Here is an 18,540-nt window from a genome sequence, read left to right as displayed (position 1 = left end):
CGGACGCCGCCGCGGACGCCAGCTTGGCTTTGGTACTCATCAGTTCTTCCCTTCGAGCTTGATGAGTCCACTTTCCGCCCTGATCCTGTGGGGTTTCTGTGCGGCGGATGTCCTCTGGCTGGGGGTTTCGCCTGCGCGAGCCGGCGTCAGACCCGGCTGGCGACGGCCCGACGGACAGGCGCCGAGACCGCGGTTGCCCGCGCGGTCAGGTCGTTCACGACCAGGACACCCACGACCAGCGCGGCGACGGCCGGCACCTGGGCGGCGGCCACGAGGGCGACTCCGTGGCGCAGCGGCGTCAGGACGGCGTCCGGGTCGGCACCCACAACGGTCCCGCTCGCGCGCGCGACCGCCCCCTCGCCGAGCAGTTCGAGGGCGACGGCGACCAGCAGGCAACACCAGCCGGCCCGGAGGGCCCGCGGGCCGACGGCGGGCGGCGTCCGGTCGGATTGGGCCCGGCCTGCTCTCTCCCGAACTGGGGGCTCGGCCTGGTGCGTCCCGGCGTCACCGGGCCGCGGGAGCGCGCGGCCCAGATCGCACAGGTCGCGGAGCGGGGCGGTGAGGTTCACGCCGGGGATGAGCCAGGACGCGACCTGCCAGCCGGGCGTCCGGCGCGAGATCGCGCGGTCGACCCGACCCTCGGACGCCACCCGATGCTGCCAGACGAGCCAGCAGCCGAAGGCGAAGAGGAGCGTGACGCCGCGGACGGTCCGGAGCAGATCGATCGTGGAGGCCGTTCCCGCCAGCTCGCCCGCCACGCTCACCGACCCACCGGAGAACTCCCCCGCCAGCCCGACATACTGGGCGGCGAGAACGCCGTACACGGCGTCCAGCAGGGCCGACAGGCCCAACAGCATGACGAGGCCGGATGCCAGCCGCGGGAGCCCTTCGTCCGGCGACCGGGTCGCGCGTAGGACAACACCGCTCATGGCGACAGTATGTCTCCAAGAGGGTCACCTGCCCACTTCTACGGCGAAGGAGCGCGCCTATGTCGCCTGATCGAGCGCCGATTGCAGCGACTGGAGGTAGGCGTCCGTGGTGTAGGTCGCGCCGCTGATCGCGCTGACATCTTTGCCGTTGGCCGCCAGAATCGCCTGCTTGAGGGTGGGTACTACGGCATCAGCGTTGATGCGCTCGGAGTGATGGTCGCCGTCGCTTTGGACGGTCTCCGACAGTTTCGTGATCGTCCCGTTCGCGAGCGTGACCGTCACCCGGACGGAACCGTAGCGGTGGGTTTCGGTCGTGCCGGTGAACGTGCCCGACGCGTTCGCCGGGACCGTGAGCCCCGTCGAGCCGCTGGTGGAACCCGAGCGTTCGCTCGAGCCGGAACCGGACCCGGCGTCCGTGCCGGACGAACCAGACGATCCCCCCGAGCCAGACGAACCAGACGAACCGGACGGCCCCTCACCGGCACCCCCGCCGGGGCCGTCTTCGTCCCAGGGGCCGTGGCCGCGGGGACCCCGATGCCGGCCCTGACCCTCGGTGTCGTCCGCCTCCTCGTCGGTGGCCTGCTGGTCCGAGGTCTCCTCGTCCGCGTTCTGGTCGGCGTCCGCGTTCTGGTCGGCGTCCGCGTTCTGGTCGGCGTCCGCGTTCTGGTCGGCGGAGTCGGACACCGACGAGCCGCCCGTCCCGCCGGTCGAGGAGTTTCGCTGGCCGGGCGTCGGTGCGGTCTCGGACGTCCCCACTCCCCCGGACGCCTGCTGCCCGGGCGCATCGGCCCGGCCGTTCGCGGTTCCGGCTTGCCAGCCGAGCCCGAGGACGCCGAGCGCGGCGACGGCGGACGCGACGATCGCTCGGGCGCTCACCACGCGAACCGCTCTTGATGGATGCGGTCGGCCGGGACGCCGGCGGCGCGGGCGTCCGCGATGATCAGGTCGGCGGCACCCTGGGGGCCGCAGATATAGACGTCCGCCCGGGCGATGTCGGGCGCGAGGTCGCCGAGGCGGACCTGCTCGTAGCCGGCGGGCGTCCAGAGGTCGTGGCCGGCGGCGTCCCGGCCGCGGTGCCCGGTGAGCACGACGAGCCGCGCACCCTTGGTGCGGCAGAGCGCTTCGATCTCGCGGCAGAGGTACAGCTCCTCGTCGGCGGAGGCGCGCAGCACGACGGTGGCGCGGCCGGGCGCGAACTCGGTCTCCTCGAGCAGGGCGCGCACGGGCGCGATGCCGATGCCGACGCCCACCATGACGACGTCGTCGGCCGTCCGGGAGCGGTCGGAGAAGAGGCCGTAGGGCCCTTCGAAGAAGACGCGGGTGCCGACGCGCACGTTCATGAGGGCGGCCGTGCCGTTGCCGAGGTTGCACACCGTGATGCGCAGGGTGTTGCCGGCCGGGCGCGCGGACACCGAGAACGGGTGCTGGTGCCACCACAACCGGCGGGCCAGGAACCGCCAGTGGAAGTACTGGCCGGCGTCGATGGAGAGGCCGGCGAGGCGGCGTCCGGTCATCTCGATGCTGACGACGTCGGGGGCCTCGCGGGTCACGTGGGTGACCACGAGCTGGTGCTCGAGGCTGGAGAAGAGCGGCAGGAAGATCCGCCAGGTGAGCAGCGCGAACCCGGTCGCGACGAACATCGCGGCCCAGTAGACGCGCGCCGGGCCCGACTCGAAGAGCCCACCCATGGAGAACTGGTGCGGGATCGCCAGGGCGACCGCCGCGTACGACAGCAGGTGGATGCCGTGCCACACCTCGTGCGGCAGCTTCGCCTTGACGGCGACGACGGACGACACGGCCACGGCCGTCAGGACGACGACGGACGCCACCGCGAGCGCGAAGTCGGGCGTCCCGCCGAACAGGTCGAAGAACTCGGCGACCGGGCTCTGACCGTCGGACAGGCCGTACCCGATCATCAGGAGGGCGCCGTGCATCAGGAGGCCGCCGAACGTCCACTGGCCGAGGTCGGCGTGCAGCTTGACCGCGCGGTCCTGGCCGAACGCGCGGTCGATGGCCGGGATGCGTGCGGCCAGCAGCAGCATCAGCACCATGGACGCCGTCGCGACCAGCCCGGCGACGATGCCGAGCCCGGTGTAGAAGCCGGCGACCCCGCTGGTCAGTTGGGCGAAGCCGCCGTCGGCGAGGAAGAACGAGAGCGGCAGCGCGAACGACACGACCGCGAGGACGGTCAGGGCGTCCTTCGCCAGAGCACGCCGGCGTCCCTGGGCGCGGTAGGCGGTTCGTCCGGACGCCGCGGGTGCGGTCTGCCGCGCGGACGCCGACGACCCGGAGGATGACACCGTCGGGATCGACGCGGCAGGCGGCAGGGGCGCGGTGATCACCGGCGGGAGGCTCCGGGTGTCGGGCTCTGGGTCCTGCGTGGGCGTGGTGAGCGCCCGCGTGGAGTCTGGGAGTGTCGCTGTCATGATCCCAGGCTCGGGCGCGAACCTGTGCGCGACCTGTGATCAGCGTGGGGTGCGTGTGTGAACCTGCGGGCCCAGGGGATGTGAACCTGCGCGCCCAGGGCACCTCGCAGACATTCATCCCACGTCGACGACGTTTCCCGACCTCGCGCGTGCCACAACACGCGCACAGTCGGTTTTCGTCTGCGAGGTGAGGTTCTGGTCTGCGAGGTGGGCCCGCTCCGCGCCGACGTGAGCGGCGTCCCCGCGCCGTGCCGGGCACCAGCTCGGCACGGCGCCGGCGCGAGCGGTCAGCCCTTCTTCTGCACCTGCAGCACCACGGGCTTGAACTCGGAGAAGAAGTCGTTGCCCTTGTCGTCGACGACGATGAAGGCCGGGAAGTCCTGAACTTCGATCTTCCACACCGCCTCCATGCCCAGCTCGGGGTACTCGAGCACCTCGACCTTCTTGATGCAATCCTGCGCCAGCCGCGCAGCCGGGCCACCGATGGAGCCGAGGTAGAAGCCGCCGTGGGCGGCGCAGGCGTCCGTGACCTGCTGCGACCGGTTGCCCTTGGCGAGCATCACCATCGAGCCGCCGACGCTCTGGAAGCGGTCGACGTAGGCGTCCATGCGGCCGGCCGTCGTGGGGCCGAACGACCCGGACGGCATGCCCTCGGGCGTCTTCGCGGGCCCGGCGTAGTAGACCGGGTGGTCCTTGAGGTACTGCGGCATCTCTTCGCCGGCGTCCAAACGCTCGCGGATCTTCGCGTGCGCGATGTCGCGCGCGACAATGAGCGGCCCGCTGAGCGACAGCCGCGTCTTCACCGGGTATTTCGTCAGCTCGGCCAGGATGTCGCTCATCGGCTGGTTCAGGTCGATCTCGACGACGCCGCCGTTCCCCGTGGTCGCGACGCCGTGGCTGTCGGCGTCGAGATCCTCGTCCGTGGTGTCGGGCAGGAACTGGCCGGGGTTGTGCTCGAGCTGCTCGATGAACGCGCCCTCGGCGGTGATCTTCGCGCGGCACTGACGGTCGGCGGAGCACGAGACCGCGATCGCGACCGGCAGGGACGCCCCGTGCCGCGGCAGCCGCACCACCCGGACGTCGTGGCAGAAGTACTTGCCGCCGAACTGGGCACCGATGCCCATGTCGCGGGTGAGCTGGAGCACCTTCTCCTCCATCTCGAGGTCGCGGAAGCCGTGCCCGGCCGGCGAACCCTGCGTCGGCAAGGTGTCGAGGTACTTCGCGGACGCATACTTCGCGTTCTTCAGCGCGAACTCCGCCGACGTGCCGCCGATCACGATCGCGAGGTGGTACGGCGGGCAGGCGGCGGTGCCGAGGCTGCGGATCTTCTCGTCCAGGAACTTCATCATGGAATCCGGGTTGAGGATCGCCTTCGTCTCCTGGAACAGGTAGCTCTTGTTCGCCGAGCCGCCACCCTTGGCCATGAACAGGAAGCTGTATTCGGCCTCGTGGCCGGGCTCGGTGTTGGCGTAGAGCTCGATCTGGGCGGGCAGGTTCGTGCCGGTGTTCTTCTCGTCCCACATCGTCAGCGGGGCGTTCTGGCTGTAGCGCAGGTTCAGCTTCGTGTACGCGTCGTACACGCCGTGCGCGAGCGGGCGCTCGTCGGTGCCCTCCGTCAGCACATGCTGCCCGCGTTCGCCCTTGATGATGGCCGTTCCGGTGTCCTGACACATCGGCAGGACGCCCCCCGCCGCGATGTTCGCGTTCTTCAGCAGGTCGAGCGCGACGAACTTGTCGTTCGCGGACGCCTCCGGATCGTCCAGAATCTTCCGCACCTGCTTCAGGTGCGCCGGACGTAGGTAGAACGCGATGTCGTGGAACGCCTCCGCCGCCAGCGCCTCCAGCGTGGAGGGGGCGACCTTCAGAAACGTGATGCCGTCGGGGCCTTCGACCGTCTCGATGCCCTCGGTGGTCACCAGCCGGTAGGGGGTTTCATCTTTGCCGTGGGGCAACATGTCTTCGTACAAGAACTCGGCCATCGTGTCTCCCTCGATCAATTTCGCCGTGCTCATCTTCGCATCGCCCGATGGACGCCGCAGGCTATCGCGCGCGATCGCTCCGGCCCTCCGCGAGCGTGGTGACGACCGTCGCCTGGGACGCCGCGGCCCTCACGCGCGGCGGGTGCGCCGGCGTCCTTCGAGCAGCTCCTGACTCAGGGCGACGGTCTCGGGACGTAGCTCGTGACCGTCGTCGGCCAGGGACGCCAACCGGCGCCCCGCGGACCGGACGCCGTCGGCGTCCCCGAGCGCGGACGCCGCGCGCATGAGTTCGGCCAGCAGCAACTCGTCGTCGGGGGCCGCGGCGAGCGCCCGCTCGCAGGCCCGGCGGGCGAGGGCGGCGTCCTGCCGGAGCAGGGCCGCGCGGGCGAGGACGACCCCGGCGTCCCTCACCAGGGCCGCCATCTCGGTGCGCAGGCCCTCGGCCCACGCCCACTGACCGGGGGCGGCGTCCGCGAGGGGCGCGCCCTCGACCAGGTCGAGCGCGGCGCGAAGCCGCTCGACGCCGGCATGGTTGACGCCCCGCGCGACGAGGGCCTGGAGCTCGGCCCAGTCGGAGGAGACGGCAGGGTGGAGGGCGATGCGCCCGGAGTGGGCCTCGGGAAGGTACGGCTCGCCTGCGGGCGACGCCCCGAGCCAGGTACGCAACCGCGACAGGTTGGACCGCCGGGTGCCGTCAGCGATGAACAGGCCGCGAGACATGTCCAGCGATGTGCTGCCCGGGTGGGTGAGCAGCCAGGCGCAATATTCGAGGCAGCGTCCGGCGGCGCGGGAGGGTGCTTCCCCGCGGGCGCCCTCAAGCCGGACCGGCCCGAACAGCCGCAGCCTCGGCCCGGTCGCCGCCCGGGCGGGGCGCAGGGTGACGACCTTCACGTCGTCGGGGTTGGTCGTGGCCGGGGGGCTTGTGGGGGCCGCATCGGGCTGCTCCTTCCACCAGGGGGCGGGGCGCTCGTCGACGGCGTCCGCGCGCTCGTACAGGTCGGCGACGGCTTCGAGCGCGTGCCGCGGGATGGTCTGGGCCGCGAGCGTCAGGCCCTCGGGTTCGAGGACGCCGACCGGCCGCTCGTCGTCGCTCACCGACCAGGCGCCCGCCCCGATGGCCTGGTCGTCCGTGACGCCGACGACGACCGCGAGGCCCAGGCGCTCGGCCTCGGCGGCCTGCTCCAGCCGCGCCAGTTGCTCGGCCGTGACTGGGCGCTCGAAGACGGCGACCCAGGGGGCCCAGGCGTCCGCGCGGTCGGGGTCGAGGCGCAGCACATCGTAGGCGTCGCCGCACAACTCGAGCAGGCCGCGGCGCTGCGCCGCCTGCCGCTCGACCTCACGCAGGCCGGACGCCACGTCGGGCAGGCAGCGGACCTCCTCCACCGCCGCCGCCCGGACGAACCGGTCGTCGGGCGTCACCGCCCGCACCGACAGCTCGTCGGACCACGGCGAGCAGGTGAGCTCGACCAGCATCGCCGAGATCGCCTCCGCGGACGCCCCCCGCACGCCCAGAACGCCGGCCGCGCACAGGTCGACCATGACGAGGCGTCCGTCGTCGTCGGCGCCGAGCGTGACGAGCGCCGGGTAGGCGACGGGGTGGCGCGCGTCCGGCAGGGTGGCCAGGGCGTCCCAGGAGGCGCGGATGCGTCCGGCGTCGTGCGTCAGCCCGGCGGGGGCGGCGTCCGGGGGGTCGGCGAACGAGAACGTGATGCCGGCGTCGTCCACGACCGCGAGCTCCAGCGTCGGCGCGGGACGACGGCGGGCCCACCAGTCGGCGGCGAGGATGCGCATCACCCGCGCGATCAGCGCCGTGCGATCGAGGGATGCGTCGGGGGCGGCGCGGCCGGTGGGACGCGTCGCGCCGGCCGGCTGGGTCGCCCGGCGGTTCCGGCCCCGGGACGCCGCCTCGCCCAGCGCCGCAGCGACGGCCGTGGCGACGGCGTCCGGGTCGAGGGTGTCGGCGGACGCCTGCCGCCCCGGGGATGCGGCCGGCTCCGATGGCTGGCCGAGGACGCCGCGGGCCGGCCCGGCGACGGGGTGCGTCCGCTCGGCCGTCTCGGCGGACTCGTCCGCGGCTGGGGACGGTTGGTTCATGGCTCGGGACGGTTGGTCGATAGCCCGGGGCGATTCGTCGAGGGCTCGCCGCGGCGCGGACCCCCGCGTCAGGACCACCCCGGACGACCTCAGCCCGAGCGCCGTCTCAAAGCGGCGCAGCTCGTCGGACACCTCGGCCGTGCGGCGTCCCAACCCGCGCGCCCGCGCGGTCGCGAGGCGTCGGCGCGCCAGCGCGGCCACGACGCCCCCGGCGGCGAGCGCCCCCAGGCCCCCGACGACGCCGGCGACGAGGGCCGGGTCGGCGCCCGCGGGAGCCGGGGCATTCTGGCGGTCCCCCTGAGGATCGTTCTGAGGGTCGGCCGTCCCCTCCGCCCGTCGATCGTCGCCGAGCGGGGTCGGTGCGGCGCCGTCGGGCGTCGCCGCTTCGACCGGCGCGGCGGGCGCGGGAGGCTGGGTGGGCGTCGAGGCCGTGGGGGTCGGTGCGGGGGCCGGGGCCGGCCGGGCGTCCTTCGGCGTCCGCGTCGACCCACCCGAGCGCGCCGACCCACCCGAGCGGGCCAACTCCCCCGCCGGCACGCGCAGCACCCAGCCGACCTCGATGTGGTCGGGGTCGGAGATCAACTCGCTGTTGAGCCGCCGCAGCTCGGGCCAGCGCGCCTCGTCGCCGAGCACGCGCGCGGCGATCGTGCGCAGCCTGTCGCCCTTGCGAACGACGTAGTGCTCCACCGGGTCCGCGATCGCCAGCGGGACGCCGACGGGCAACTCCGCCGTCGGCTCCGCCAGCACGTCGGGGTTCGCCCGGACGATCCGCGCCCACTCCTGCCCCGACCCGTAGTAGCGCTCGGCGAGGGTCCACAGGTCGTCGCCGGCGTCCACCACGTGCACCAGGGACGCCTCCGGCGCCTCACCCGCGGCCATGCCGGCTGCCCCGCCGGGCTCCTCCACGTCCACCAACAGCGCGTCCGCATCGGCCGTCGCCCCCGATTCCACGCTCGTGGGCGTCCCCGCGGGCTCTCCACCCGGACGGCCGCCCACCACGCCGCCCGGGGACGCATCGCCCGCACCGGCCGCCGGCAGCGCCTGGGCCACGTTCGCCGACGCCGGCCCGGACGCCAGCATCCCGGCCAGCAGCAGCCCCGCGAGCGCCTGGGGCGCGCGCAGCCCGGGCAGCCGGGGCCGCAGGCGTCCGGACGTCGCGAACCGCGCCGCCTCCGCCACCACCGACGCCGTGAACGCGGCCCACGCCGCCCACCCGACGACGGTCAGGACGCCGAGCAGCACCCGGACGTCCGCCGTCGACCACAGGCTCACTCGCCCCCAGTCGTAGAAGCCGAGCCGCACCAGCGCGGCGGGAGCGCCGATGAGCAGGGCGGCCAGTGCCAGGAACGAGCCGATCCGACGCAGCAGAGCCATCATCGCCTCCCGCGATAGCGGTCGAGGGTGGAGCGCGCGGACGCCTCCGCCCGGTACGTGCCGGGCCACCCCGGCAGGAACAGATCCGACAGCGCGACGCCGCACCTCACCGTCGCCCCCACGGACGCCGGCTGCCCCACCGGGACGCCGAAGCCGGCGGCGTCCACGGTGACGGTCAGCCCGTCGGAGCACCGCAGCCCCGAGGACGCCGCGTCGCCCCGCACCAGCGCCTCCGCGCTGGTCACGGCCTCGCCGGCCGTTCTCGAGATGGACGCCTGCCGTGCCGCCGAGTCGGCGGCCGCCCGGACGCTCCACTGCGCCCACCAGATGCGCGACGCCCCGACGACGAGCATGATGAGCATCACCAGGGCGGGCAGGAGCACGGTCAGCTCCAGCGCCGGCGACATGCCCCGCTCGTCGCCGCTCATGGCCGGGTCAGCCGTTCGCGCGGACGCGTCACCTGCTCGGAGATCTGCGCGTGCCCGTGGTCGATCAGCGACGGAACGCGACCCGTCACCCGCGCCGTCACGGCGGAGGCGCCCCCGGAGATGCTCACCTGGACGTCGACGAGGCCGCCCTGCGCGGCAAGCCGCTGCGCGACCGCCGTGCCGGCCGCCGGGCTCGCACGCACCACGCTCGCCTCCTCGGCCGCCGCGGCGGCGGCGTTGAACGCGACCGTGCGGCCGTGCGCCATCAGCCCGACCTGGATGATGATGAACACCAGCGCGAGGACGACGGGCATCAGCATCGCCCACTCCAGCGACGAGCTGAACCCCCGCTCGCCGGACGGCGGGCGTCCGGTCACCGCATCGCGGGCAGCGTGAGCGACAGGCTGCCGTGAATGAAGTTCACGACGGCCGTCACGACCAGCCCGGCGACGATGAGGGCGCCGGTGAGCAGCATGACGTTCTCCGTCGACTGGGACAGGCCGCGCTCGTCGCGCTTGGGCGGGGTGACGAGCACTCCCACGATCAAATGCAGTAGTCGGTGCATGGTTGTTCTCCTTCATCCGTCATGATCCGATCAGCTTCAGCAGGGGCGGCGCGAGAAAGATCAGCCCGAAGACGAGGCTCGGCAGGACCATCCAGACGGTCATCCGCTCCGAGGTCTCGTTCGCGGCCATCTTCATCGCGGTGAGGTGGGCGTCCCGCAGCTCGGCGACGCGGGCTCGCAGGGTCTGCGACAGGGACGCGCCGGCCTCGTCGAGGCGCATCACGTCCGCGAGGTCGACCAGCGCCGGAAGGGCGAGCGACTGGCCGACGTCTTTGAGTTCGGCGTACGGCATCCGCTGCTCGAGTCGCGCGCGGTCGAGCGCGCCTCGGATCGTCGCGAAGACCGCCGCGTCGCTGAGCCCGGCGGCCGCGTGCAGCGACTGCGTCGCCGACTGGTTCGCCAGCCGCTCGAGCGTGACGAGGTCGAAGTACGTCAGGAGCGCCTCCGTGGCGTCCGCGGTGATGTCGCCCGCATCGCGCCGCAGCCTCAGGTCGGGCGCGAAGAACCCCAGCAGCCCGCCGGCGACCGACGCGACCAGCGGAACGACGGCGTCCACATGGGCCACGAGCCCCACCAGGGTTCCGAGCGCGATCGGCGCGACGAAGCCGACGAACGCGCCCACGAGCTTGTCGGAGTAGAACCGCTCGACGCTGCGGCCCTGCAGTTGGAGACGCCTGCGCAGCCCCGCGCTCACCGCGGAGCCGCGCCGGCGCACCCACCAGGCGCCCACACGTTCGCCGCGCGGCACCTCCTGGGACGCCGCCGGCGCCGGGTCGCCGGCGTCGGCGAGGGCGGCCAGCGCGTCGTCGAGGCGGACGTGCTGGGGCCGGAACGCCCCGATGAGCAGGCAGAGCCCGGCCGCGAAGGCGACCCCGGGCACGAGGACGAGCAGGCCGGTCACGACGCCGACCTCAGGATCCGCTCGCGGCGGCGCGGCAGGGTCATGCGCCGCAGCATCGCCAAGGAGGCTGCGTACACGGCCAGCAGCGTCACGAGGATCGCCTGCCCGACCGGCGAGCCGTAGGGGGCGAAGAAGTCGCGGGCGATGAGCAACCCACCGCCCAGCACGACGGCCGTGATGATCGTGACCTGCCGGACGACCGCCCGCGGTTTCGAGCGCTCGGCCTCGATCTCGCGGAGCGCGCGGAGGCGGGCCTGCAGCGTGTCGGCGAGGGCGTGCAGCGTGCCGGACGCCCCGCTGCCCCCGCGTTGGATGGAGAGCATGAGCGCCGCGAGGACGGCGTCGGCGTCCGCGCTGTCGAGTTCGTCGGCCATCGCGAGCAGGGCCTGCGCGGGCGGCCAGCGGTCGTCCAGCCGGCGCACGACCCGCGCGAGCGGCGCGGCGAGCGGGGTGGGGGCTTGCCGGACGGAGAGGCGCAGGGCGTCCGTGATCGACTTGCCGGTCGACATCACGCCGAGCATCACCCGGACCCACCGGTCGAGGGCCTCCAGCAGGCGGAGCTCGGTCTGCGGAGGCTCGCTGAGCAGCACGGGCAGCCCGACGACCGCCGCGACGCCGACGGGCAGCATGATCGGCCAGCCGGTCACCGCGGCCAGGAACGCCCCGGCGGCGAGGCCCAGCACCCCGAGCGCGACCTGTCTCCTGGTCAGTTTGCGGTACTGATCCACAGCCTTTGTCCACAGGCCTGTGGATCGTGTGGACGACCGCTGCGGGATCTCCCCGCGCCAGGCCGCGACGGCGAGCAGCAGCCCGCCGATCGTGACCATGGCCGCGGCGGCCGCGAGCACCGGGCTCATGTCGCCCTCCAGGTCGCCAGGTAGGGCTCGAGTTCGGCCAGGAAGGCCGGCTCGGGGTGGAACTCCTCGGGGGCGTTCTCCGTAGCCGCACGGTAGATGAGGTGGGTGACGGGCCGGTTGCCCTCGATGGCCCCGGTGAGCCGGCGGACCTCGGCCACCAGCCGCGTCCGGGTGCCCCCGCGCCACGTGTCGTCGAGGAGGGTGACGTGCACGAGCAGGTGGATGTGGTGGGCGATCTGACGGAACGCCTCGTCCATCGTGAGGACGCCGCTCTGCGCCACCCGGGCTGCCAGACGATCCATCGTGGACGCCGCGTCATGGCTGTGGGTTGTGGACAACGTGCCCGCGCCCGCCTGCATCGCCTCGAACATGGCCCCGGCCTCCACCCCGCGGACCTCGCCCACCACGATGCGGGACAGGTTCTGCCGCAGCGCTTCGGGAATCAGGTCGGCGACCGTGAACTCCCCGACCGCGCGCCCGTCCTGCCGCTCCCCCATGCCGATGCGCGCCTGCAAGGCGAGCATGTTGCGCCGGTGCGGCTGCAGGTGGGTGAGGAGTTCGTAGTCGGTCTCGAGGGTGCCGAACCGCTCGGTGTGCGGGATCGATGCGATGAGGGCGCGAAGCAGCGTCGTCTTGCCGGCACCCTGGTCGCCGGAGATGACGACCGACTTGCGGGCCAGGATCGCGGCGTGCAGCAGGCGTCCGAGCTCGTCGGGCATCATGCCGCCGTCGACGAGCTCGGGCAGGTCGACCCGGGTCAGCACGTGCTGCCTGATCGTCACCGACGGCCTGTACGACAGCCCGAACCCGATGGCGTGCAGCCGGAACTGGTCGCCCAGCGCCAGCGTCATCGTCGGGTGCGCGTCGTCGAAGGGGCGGGTCGGCGTGACCGATTCGCCGAGGAACCGCACCGCCTCCACGAGCTCCTCGTCGGAGTCGGCCACCGGCGGGTGCTCTTCGCGCCGGCCGTCGCCGAACTGCACCATCACCGAGTCGGCGCCGTGGATCTCGATGTTCTCCGCGCCGGGGATCTCGAAGAGCGGCTGCATCCGCCCGTAGCCGAAGATCGCGTTCTCCAGGGCCGCCGCGTACGCCCGCTCGGTCTCCATCGACCAAAGCTGCTCGCCGAGGTTGCTCTGCTCCTCCGCGTACCCCCGGACGACCCGCCGCAGCACCGACCGCGCCAGCAGCCGGCGGTCGGTCTCGGGCATCGCGCGACCCGAGCGCTCGGCGAACGCCTCCACCTCCCGCGTGATCTCCTCGGACGCCTTCCGGCGCAGCAGCACGACCAGCGGCCACTCGACCTCCGACCGCTCGACCAGCCGCTCGGTCGCCGGGGACGCCGCCGCCTCCGCGCGAGTGACCGCCAGCCCCGACGCGGACTGGAACAGGGGCACCTCCGACAGCTTCACGCGTCCACCCCCGCACCCACCGGCTCGCCGGCACGGCGGGCGTCCGCCTGGCTCACCAGCGCCCGCCCCGCCTCCGCGTACGAGGACGCCAGCCGCTGCCCGCGCCACCGCGGCCCGAGCGGGTTGCCGTTGGCCAGGTCGTCGGCGCCGCGCGGCTCCCACGGGATCGTCGCGGCGACCGGCACCCCGAACTGCTCGGCGACCTCCTTGGCCGGGTACGGGCGACCCGGCCCGATCATCAGCAACCCGAGCCGATCGTCGGGCACCAGCTCGGCCAGCGGCCCCAGGTACATCCGGACGCCCGCCAGCGACGGCAGCGACGACCGGCACGTCAGCAGCACCCGGTCGGCGACCTCCGCCAGATCGGGCTGCAGGCCGGCGACGCCGAGCCGCCCGGCGTCCACGATCACGTCGGGGTGAACCGCGGCGAGGGTCAGCGCCAGGTCGCGCCACACGCGGTTGAACAAGTCGATCGTGCCCAACCGGACGAACCCCGGCACGAACCCCCTCGTCACGGGCTTCTCACCCTCCGCCGGACGCCCCCTCGCCGGCGGCTCGGGCAGCGGCACCGCCTGCTCCTCCAGCGCGTCGATGAGCTCACGCCGCTCGCGGTGCGCCTGCAACAGCCCCGGCAGTCCGCGGCCCTGGGCTACGTCCCCGCGCAGGTAGCCGGCGAGGATCGACTGCGACGGCGTCCGGTCGGCGTCCACGAGCAGCACGTCGCGCGGCCACGTCAGGGCCAGCCCGAGGGCCGTCACCGACGCCCCCGGCGACCCGCTCGCGCTGCACACCACGACGACGTTCATCGGCCCGCCTGCCCACGCCTCACGACGACGATGCGCTCGGCCGCAGCCAGCCGCGCGACCTCCTCCGCCTTCTCCGCCGGAACGTTCACGTCCACCACATGGCTGCCGTCGGCCTGCACGGTCGGCGCGTTCGTCAGCGTCGCCGGAACCGACGCCGGCAGCGACCCGGACGTCGACCCCTTGTCGGGCGTCGCGACCAGCAGCACCTGCGTGCCCGGCGGCATACCGTTGGTCGGCAGCCGGCCGTCGGCCAGCCGAAGCCCGACCCGAGAAAGCCCCGGAGCGAGATCGGCCTCGCCGATCGCCCCTTCGACCAGCAGCGAACCCGACGGAATGTCCGTCACCGCAGTCCGGTTCGCCACCGCATTCACCTGGTCGCCCGGGATCACCCGCACATCGGTGAGCCGCCCCACACTCACCACGCTCACATCGGACGCCTTGATCTGTTCGCCCCGATAGATCGTGCGATTCACCTTCAACGCCGGTTGGTTCTGGGCGGCCGCCATGAACAGGAACGCGGACGCCAGGCCGCCGAGCGCCATCAGCAGAATCCCGACGGCGAGCCACCGAGGATTCCGACGAACGCGCACGCGCCGCGGGGCCGGCGCCACAGGGGGTGAAACCATGCGAAAGTCCTAACCAACAGCCATTTCTCATACGTTCAGCGGGGTGTCGATGAATGTAGGCGTTCTTCCTCCCTCCGAAAGGGGGTCCAAGAAATCTGTGGAAAACTTCTTGTCCCCGAATTTCGGGCTGGCGACGCCGAAAAACATGCGCATAATCACCGACTGTCGCCATCTTTTCCGGCGGTTTCCAGAACGTCGTCATGGACGCCCCGACACGCCCGCCGGCGTCCCGACAGTTTCTGCGGAATCTCAGAACCTCAGCCCGATTCGCCCGTCCCGGTCGCCCGCGAAGGTTATCCACAGGATTAACAGGGTTGTCCCCAGGATCGGGGACGGGGAGCCGACACCGGGGTCACCTCACCCCGGCGAATATTGTTGAACCCACCAATATCTAGGTATCCTGGCGGGGTTCCCGATCCTGGAGACGTTCGATGAATGGTCCGGTCAGTTCCAAGGTCTCTGTCGACGTGCTGACGCTCCGGTACAACTCCGCGTCCCGCCATGTGGAGGTCGGCGTCGCCCCGCGGGCGTCGGAGCCCTACATCAACCAGCTCGCGCTGCCGGGCGTCGTCCTGTGGGAGGGCGAGCGCCTCGCGGACGCCGCCGAGCGCGCCGTCGCCGCCAAGCTCGGCTGCGAACTGCGCGCGCACGGGCAGCTCACCGTCTTCGACGAGCCGACGCGCGATCCGCGCGGCTTCACCCTGTCGATCGCCATGTGGGGCGTCGGCGACGGCGAAGGGCACGCCCAGTGGTTCCCGCTGGACGAGGTGCCCCAGCTCGCGTTCGACCACAACCGCATCGTCGCCGAGTGCCGGCCGCTGCTCGTCGAGCGCCTGTGGCGCAACATCCCGTTCACCCAGGCGCTGACGGGTCCGGCCTTCCCGGTCTCGGCGGCCGTCGCGATCACGCGCTCGCTGACCGGCTCCTCCCCCGACCGCGGCAACCTGAACCGTCGCCTGGCTTCGGTGAAAGGACTCGGCGTGAGCCACAAGAAGGTCGTGCTGGGCCGCGGGCGTCCGGGCACCTTGTGGGAATGGCGCAACCCCAGCCTGTAACACCCGCGGGCAGTAGCCTGCGAACATGACGATCGACAACGACCGCAGGTCCGTTCGTCCGGGCGAGGCCAACCGCCCCGCCGTCGAGCGCGACGACGACGGCGTCTGGCGCCTCCGCTCCACCGAGGCCGTCCGCCAGGTGCTCCGTGAACGCGACGCGACCACCCAGGCCGGGTTCGCGTCCGAAACCATCCCCGAGAAGGCGATGAAGAGGCGTCCGATCCTGTTCATGGACGGCGAGCCCCACCGCCAGCAGCGCTCGATGACCGCCCGCTACTTCGCCCCCAAGACCGTCTCCACCAAGTACCGCGACCTCATGGAGACCTTCGCCGACGAACTGGTCGCCGAGGCGACGGCGTCCGACACGTTCCGGCTCGACCAGCTCTCCCTGCGCTACTCCGTCGAGGTCGCCGCGCAGGTGATCGGGCTCACCGACTCCCCGATCCGCCCGATGAGCCGGCGGCTGGAGCGGTTCTTCGACCAGCCGTCCTTCGACGCGACCCAGGCCGACGGCGGCCGCAACCGCTTCGAGAAGCTCCGCGCCGTCATCACCGGCAACCTGCCGATGGCCACCTTCTACCTCTTCGACGTGCGCCCGGCCATCCGCGCCCGCAAGGCCGAGGCGCAGGAAGACGTCATCAGCCACCTGATCGACCAGGGCTACACCGACCGCGAGATCCTCATCGAGTGCGTCACCTACGGGGCCGCCGGCATGGTGACGACGCGCGAGTTCATCTCGATGGCCACCTGGCACCTGCTCGACGACGACGCCCTGCGCGCCCGCTACCTCGCGGGCGAGGAGCGCGAGCGCTACCTGATCCTCCACGAGATCCTGCGGCTGGAGCCCATCGTCGGGCACCTGTACCGTCGCGCGACGCGTCCCCTCGAGGTCACGGACGCCGGCCAGACCCACACGATCGCCGCCGGCGAGCTCATCGACCTGTTCGTCCGGCAGGCCAACGCCGACGAGCGCACGGTGGGGGACGCCCCGCTCGCCCTGCGTCCGGGCCGCGACCTGCCGCGCGGCATCGGCGAAGAGGTCATGAGCTTCGGCGACGGCCCCCACAAGTGCCCCGGCAACTCCCTGGCGATCCAGGAGACCGACATGCTGCTCACGCGGCTGCTGCCGCTGGGTCTCACGGTCGTCCGCGAGCCCGACCTGGGGTGGGACGAGCTCATCGCCGGCTACTCCCTGCGCGACTTCGTGCTGCGCACCGGGACGCCGACCCCCGCCCCCTGAGGGCCGGCTGGCCCGCGGGCGCGGCGTCCTGACAGGATGAGGGCATGCGCGATCTCCCCACCCGGGTCAGCTGTGTCGTCTTCGACTGCGACGGGGTCCTCGTGGACACCGAACCGATCTGGGCCGCGTCCGAGCACGAGGTGATCGCCGGCTACGGCGCCCGCCTCGACCACGAGCATCGCAAGCTGCTCCTCGGGTCGTCCTGGGACGACAGCCTCGTCGTCCTCGCGGGCGTCGCCGGCACCGACGACGTCGACGAACTCGGACGCCGGCTCCTCACGATCGCTCAGCGCCGCCTTCGCACCGAGACGGTCCCGCTGCCGGGGGCCCGCGACGTCCTCGAGGCCCTCGCCGGACGCGTCCCGTGCGGCGTCGGCTCGAACGCCCGCCCCGACAACCTCCGCATCGAGCTCGAGTGCGCCGGCCTCGCGCAGTACGCCGACGTCATGATCTCCGGCGACGAGGTCGCCCAGCCCAAGCCGGCGCCCGACGTCTACCTCGAGGTGTGCCACCGCCTGGGCGCCGACCCGACGCAGGCGCTCGGCGTCGAAGACTCCCCGCCCGGCGCGCACGCCCTGATCGCCGCCGGCATCCCGACCGTCGTCATCCCGACCCTCCCGGACGCCCCCATCGAGCACGACTGGCGCTTCGACTCCCTGGAACAACTCGTCGACTGGGCGCGCACGGTCGAGCCGTTGGGGCGTTGACGCGGGCCGCCGAGACGCCCACGGCGCCCCTTACGACGGCGCCACGGCCAGCGTCGTGGTTTGCTCACACCTCGTGAGCAAACCACAGTCTTCGAACCCACCGATACCAAAGGGACGCCCCCGCGGGGCCGCGCCTGGGCGGCGCGGCGTCCGCGTTACTGCTGGATGAGCGCGAGGTTCTCCTGGATCTGCGCGGGCGACAGGATGCCGACGTGCACCTTCTTCACGACGCCGTCACGCCCGATGAAGTAGTGCACCGGGATGCCGGACACCTGGTACTCCCCCGCGATCGTCGTCTGCGGGTCGGGGATGTGCGTGTACGTGAGCCCGACGCGAGACGTGTAATCGCGCACCGCCGTGGGGCTCTCGGAGAGGTAGACGGCCAGGATCGTCGTCCCGTTGGCCTTGTTCTTCTCGTAGGCGGCCTGGATGTCGGGCGCCTCCACGCGGCAGGGCGCGCACCACGTCGCCCCGAACGCCAGCCACACCGGCTTGCCCTTGAACTCCGCCAGCGACACCCGCTTGCCGTCGAGCGTCGTGCTGGTGAAGCCGGGCGCGACGTCGCCCACGGCGGGCGCCTTGGCCCCGGGGGCCGCGCTCACCTGGACGCTCGCGACGGCGCCGCTTTGCGCGTTCTGCTGCCCCGGCTTCTGGATCATGTAGACGCCCACCATGATCAGCAGCGCGATGGCGCCCAGGATCGCGAACGTGCCGAAGTTCCGCTTCTTGGCACCGGGGGCGTCGGCGTCCTCCTCGTCGACGACGTTCGCCGGCGTGCTCGATTCCTTCATCTGTTTCCCTCGCTGGTCGCGTTTCCGCTCGTCCGGACGACTGCTCACCGCGTCGGCCTACCCGTAGGAGTGCAGGCCGCCGAAGAAGTGGTTGCCGAGGAACGTGAACACGACCGCGCCGAAGCCAACCACGAGCAGCCACGCGGACCGCTGCCCACGCCAGTCGGCGACCACGCGCGCGTGCAGGTAGGCGCCGTAGATCAGCCAGGTCACCAGGGACGCCGTCTCCTTCGGGTCCCAGCTCCAGTAGCGGCCCCACGCGATGTCGGCCCACACGGCGCCCAGTCCGATCATGACCGTCAGCAGCGGGAAGCAGAACACGACGGCCCGATACCCGATCTCGTCGAGCA

At 72.4% G+C, this 18,540-nt stretch carries 18 protein-coding genes; 3 read left to right on the top strand and 15 right to left on the bottom strand.

Annotated features, from left to right (window positions below; all coding sequences use genetic code 11):
- Positions 1 to 146 precede the first annotated feature (146 nt).
- From WMJ97_RS09495 to WMJ97_RS09435, 13 genes are all read right to left on the bottom strand, one after another.
- Entirely contained in the window at positions 147 to 929 is a 783-nt protein-coding gene (locus tag WMJ97_RS09495) for a DUF4328 domain-containing protein (RefSeq protein ID WP_347348742.1), read from the bottom strand.
- Between the two features lie 57 nt (positions 930 to 986).
- A complete protein-coding gene (locus WMJ97_RS09490) occupies positions 987 to 1,805 on the bottom strand; it encodes an FMN-binding protein (protein WP_347348741.1) in 819 nt (272 codons plus the stop codon).
- Positions 1,802 to 3,355: a ferredoxin reductase family protein gene (locus WMJ97_RS09485; RefSeq protein WP_347348740.1), complete on the bottom strand. Its 1,554-nt coding sequence runs from the start codon at positions 3,353 to 3,355 to the stop codon at positions 1,802 to 1,804. Before WMJ97_RS09485 ends, WMJ97_RS09490 begins: the two co-directional genes overlap by 4 nt.
- Positions 3,356 to 3,642: 287 nt before the next feature.
- On the bottom strand, positions 3,643 to 5,334 hold the full coding sequence (locus WMJ97_RS09480; RefSeq protein ID WP_347348744.1) for a fumarate hydratase: 1,692 nt from the start codon (positions 5,332 to 5,334) through the stop codon (positions 3,643 to 3,645).
- Between the two features lie 129 nt (positions 5,335 to 5,463).
- The gene (locus WMJ97_RS09475; RefSeq protein ID WP_347348739.1) at positions 5,464 to 8,802 is read right to left on the bottom strand and encodes a LysM peptidoglycan-binding domain-containing protein; all 3,339 of its coding nucleotides are present in this window, start codon (positions 8,800 to 8,802) and stop codon (positions 5,464 to 5,466) included.
- Complete coding sequence (locus WMJ97_RS09470) at positions 8,802 to 9,230, bottom strand: TadE/TadG family type IV pilus assembly protein (RefSeq protein ID WP_347348738.1); 429 nt, start codon at positions 9,228 to 9,230, stop codon at positions 8,802 to 8,804. The genes WMJ97_RS09475 and WMJ97_RS09470 overlap by 1 nt, the downstream gene beginning before the upstream one ends.
- Positions 9,227 to 9,607: a TadE family protein gene (locus WMJ97_RS09465; RefSeq protein WP_347348737.1), complete on the bottom strand. Its 381-nt coding sequence runs from the start codon at positions 9,605 to 9,607 to the stop codon at positions 9,227 to 9,229. Before WMJ97_RS09465 ends, WMJ97_RS09470 begins: the two co-directional genes overlap by 4 nt.
- The gene (locus tag WMJ97_RS09460) at positions 9,604 to 9,795 is read right to left on the bottom strand and encodes a hypothetical protein (protein ID WP_347348736.1); all 192 of its coding nucleotides are present in this window, start codon (positions 9,793 to 9,795) and stop codon (positions 9,604 to 9,606) included. The genes WMJ97_RS09465 and WMJ97_RS09460 overlap by 4 nt, the downstream gene beginning before the upstream one ends.
- A 19-nt stretch (positions 9,796 to 9,814) precedes the next feature.
- Positions 9,815 to 10,696, bottom strand: a complete 882-nt coding sequence (locus tag WMJ97_RS09455) for a hypothetical protein (RefSeq protein ID WP_347348735.1) — start codon at positions 10,694 to 10,696, stop codon at positions 9,815 to 9,817.
- Entirely contained in the window at positions 10,693 to 11,553 is an 861-nt protein-coding gene (locus tag WMJ97_RS09450; protein ID WP_347348734.1) for a type II secretion system F family protein, read from the bottom strand. The genes WMJ97_RS09455 and WMJ97_RS09450 overlap by 4 nt, the downstream gene beginning before the upstream one ends.
- Positions 11,550 to 12,923 (bottom strand): CpaF/VirB11 family protein, encoded by a 1,374-nt coding sequence (locus WMJ97_RS09445; protein WP_347348743.1) that lies wholly within the window; start codon positions 12,921 to 12,923, stop codon positions 11,550 to 11,552. The genes WMJ97_RS09450 and WMJ97_RS09445 overlap by 4 nt, the downstream gene beginning before the upstream one ends.
- Before the next feature lie 38 nt (positions 12,924 to 12,961).
- A complete protein-coding gene (locus tag WMJ97_RS09440; RefSeq protein ID WP_347348733.1) occupies positions 12,962 to 13,771 on the bottom strand; it encodes a hypothetical protein in 810 nt (269 codons plus the stop codon).
- Positions 13,768 to 14,397: an SAF domain-containing protein gene (locus tag WMJ97_RS09435; RefSeq protein WP_347348732.1), complete on the bottom strand. Its 630-nt coding sequence runs from the start codon at positions 14,395 to 14,397 to the stop codon at positions 13,768 to 13,770. The genes WMJ97_RS09440 and WMJ97_RS09435 overlap by 4 nt, the downstream gene beginning before the upstream one ends.
- Before the next feature lie 431 nt (positions 14,398 to 14,828).
- Here WMJ97_RS09435 and WMJ97_RS09430 point away from each other — a divergent pair, with 431 nt between their 5' ends.
- The 3 genes from WMJ97_RS09430 to WMJ97_RS09420 are packed head-to-tail and all read left to right on the top strand — an operon-like array spanning position 14,829 to position 17,399.
- The gene (locus tag WMJ97_RS09430) at positions 14,829 to 15,452 is read left to right on the top strand and encodes an NUDIX hydrolase (protein ID WP_347348731.1); all 624 of its coding nucleotides are present in this window, start codon (positions 14,829 to 14,831) and stop codon (positions 15,450 to 15,452) included.
- Positions 15,453 to 15,477: 25 nt separating this feature from the next.
- Positions 15,478 to 16,692 carry a cytochrome P450 gene (locus WMJ97_RS09425; RefSeq protein ID WP_347348730.1) on the top strand — a complete coding sequence of 405 codons (1,215 nt, stop codon included), beginning with the start codon at positions 15,478 to 15,480 and terminating at the stop codon, positions 16,690 to 16,692.
- Between the two features lie 44 nt (positions 16,693 to 16,736).
- Positions 16,737 to 17,399 (top strand): HAD family phosphatase, encoded by a 663-nt coding sequence (locus WMJ97_RS09420; protein ID WP_347348729.1) that lies wholly within the window; start codon positions 16,737 to 16,739, stop codon positions 17,397 to 17,399.
- 155 nt (positions 17,400 to 17,554) lie between these two features.
- Here WMJ97_RS09420 and WMJ97_RS09415 read toward each other — a convergent pair whose 3' ends face one another.
- Together WMJ97_RS09415 and ccsA are read right to left on the bottom strand one after the other, a co-directional pair.
- Complete coding sequence (locus WMJ97_RS09415) at positions 17,555 to 18,190, bottom strand: TlpA disulfide reductase family protein (RefSeq protein ID WP_347348728.1); 636 nt, start codon at positions 18,188 to 18,190, stop codon at positions 17,555 to 17,557.
- Between the two features lie 57 nt (positions 18,191 to 18,247).
- Positions 18,248 to 18,540, bottom strand: a 293-nt coding sequence (gene ccsA / locus WMJ97_RS09410) for a cytochrome c biogenesis protein CcsA (protein WP_347348727.1), incomplete at its 5' end; no start/stop codon positions are given.

This window comes from Nigerium sp. (assembly GCF_039811905.1).
In the GTDB taxonomy this organism is placed as follows: domain Bacteria; phylum Actinomycetota; class Actinomycetes; order Propionibacteriales; family Propionibacteriaceae; genus Propioniciclava.
This window is presented reverse-complemented; position numbering and strand designations above follow the sequence as displayed.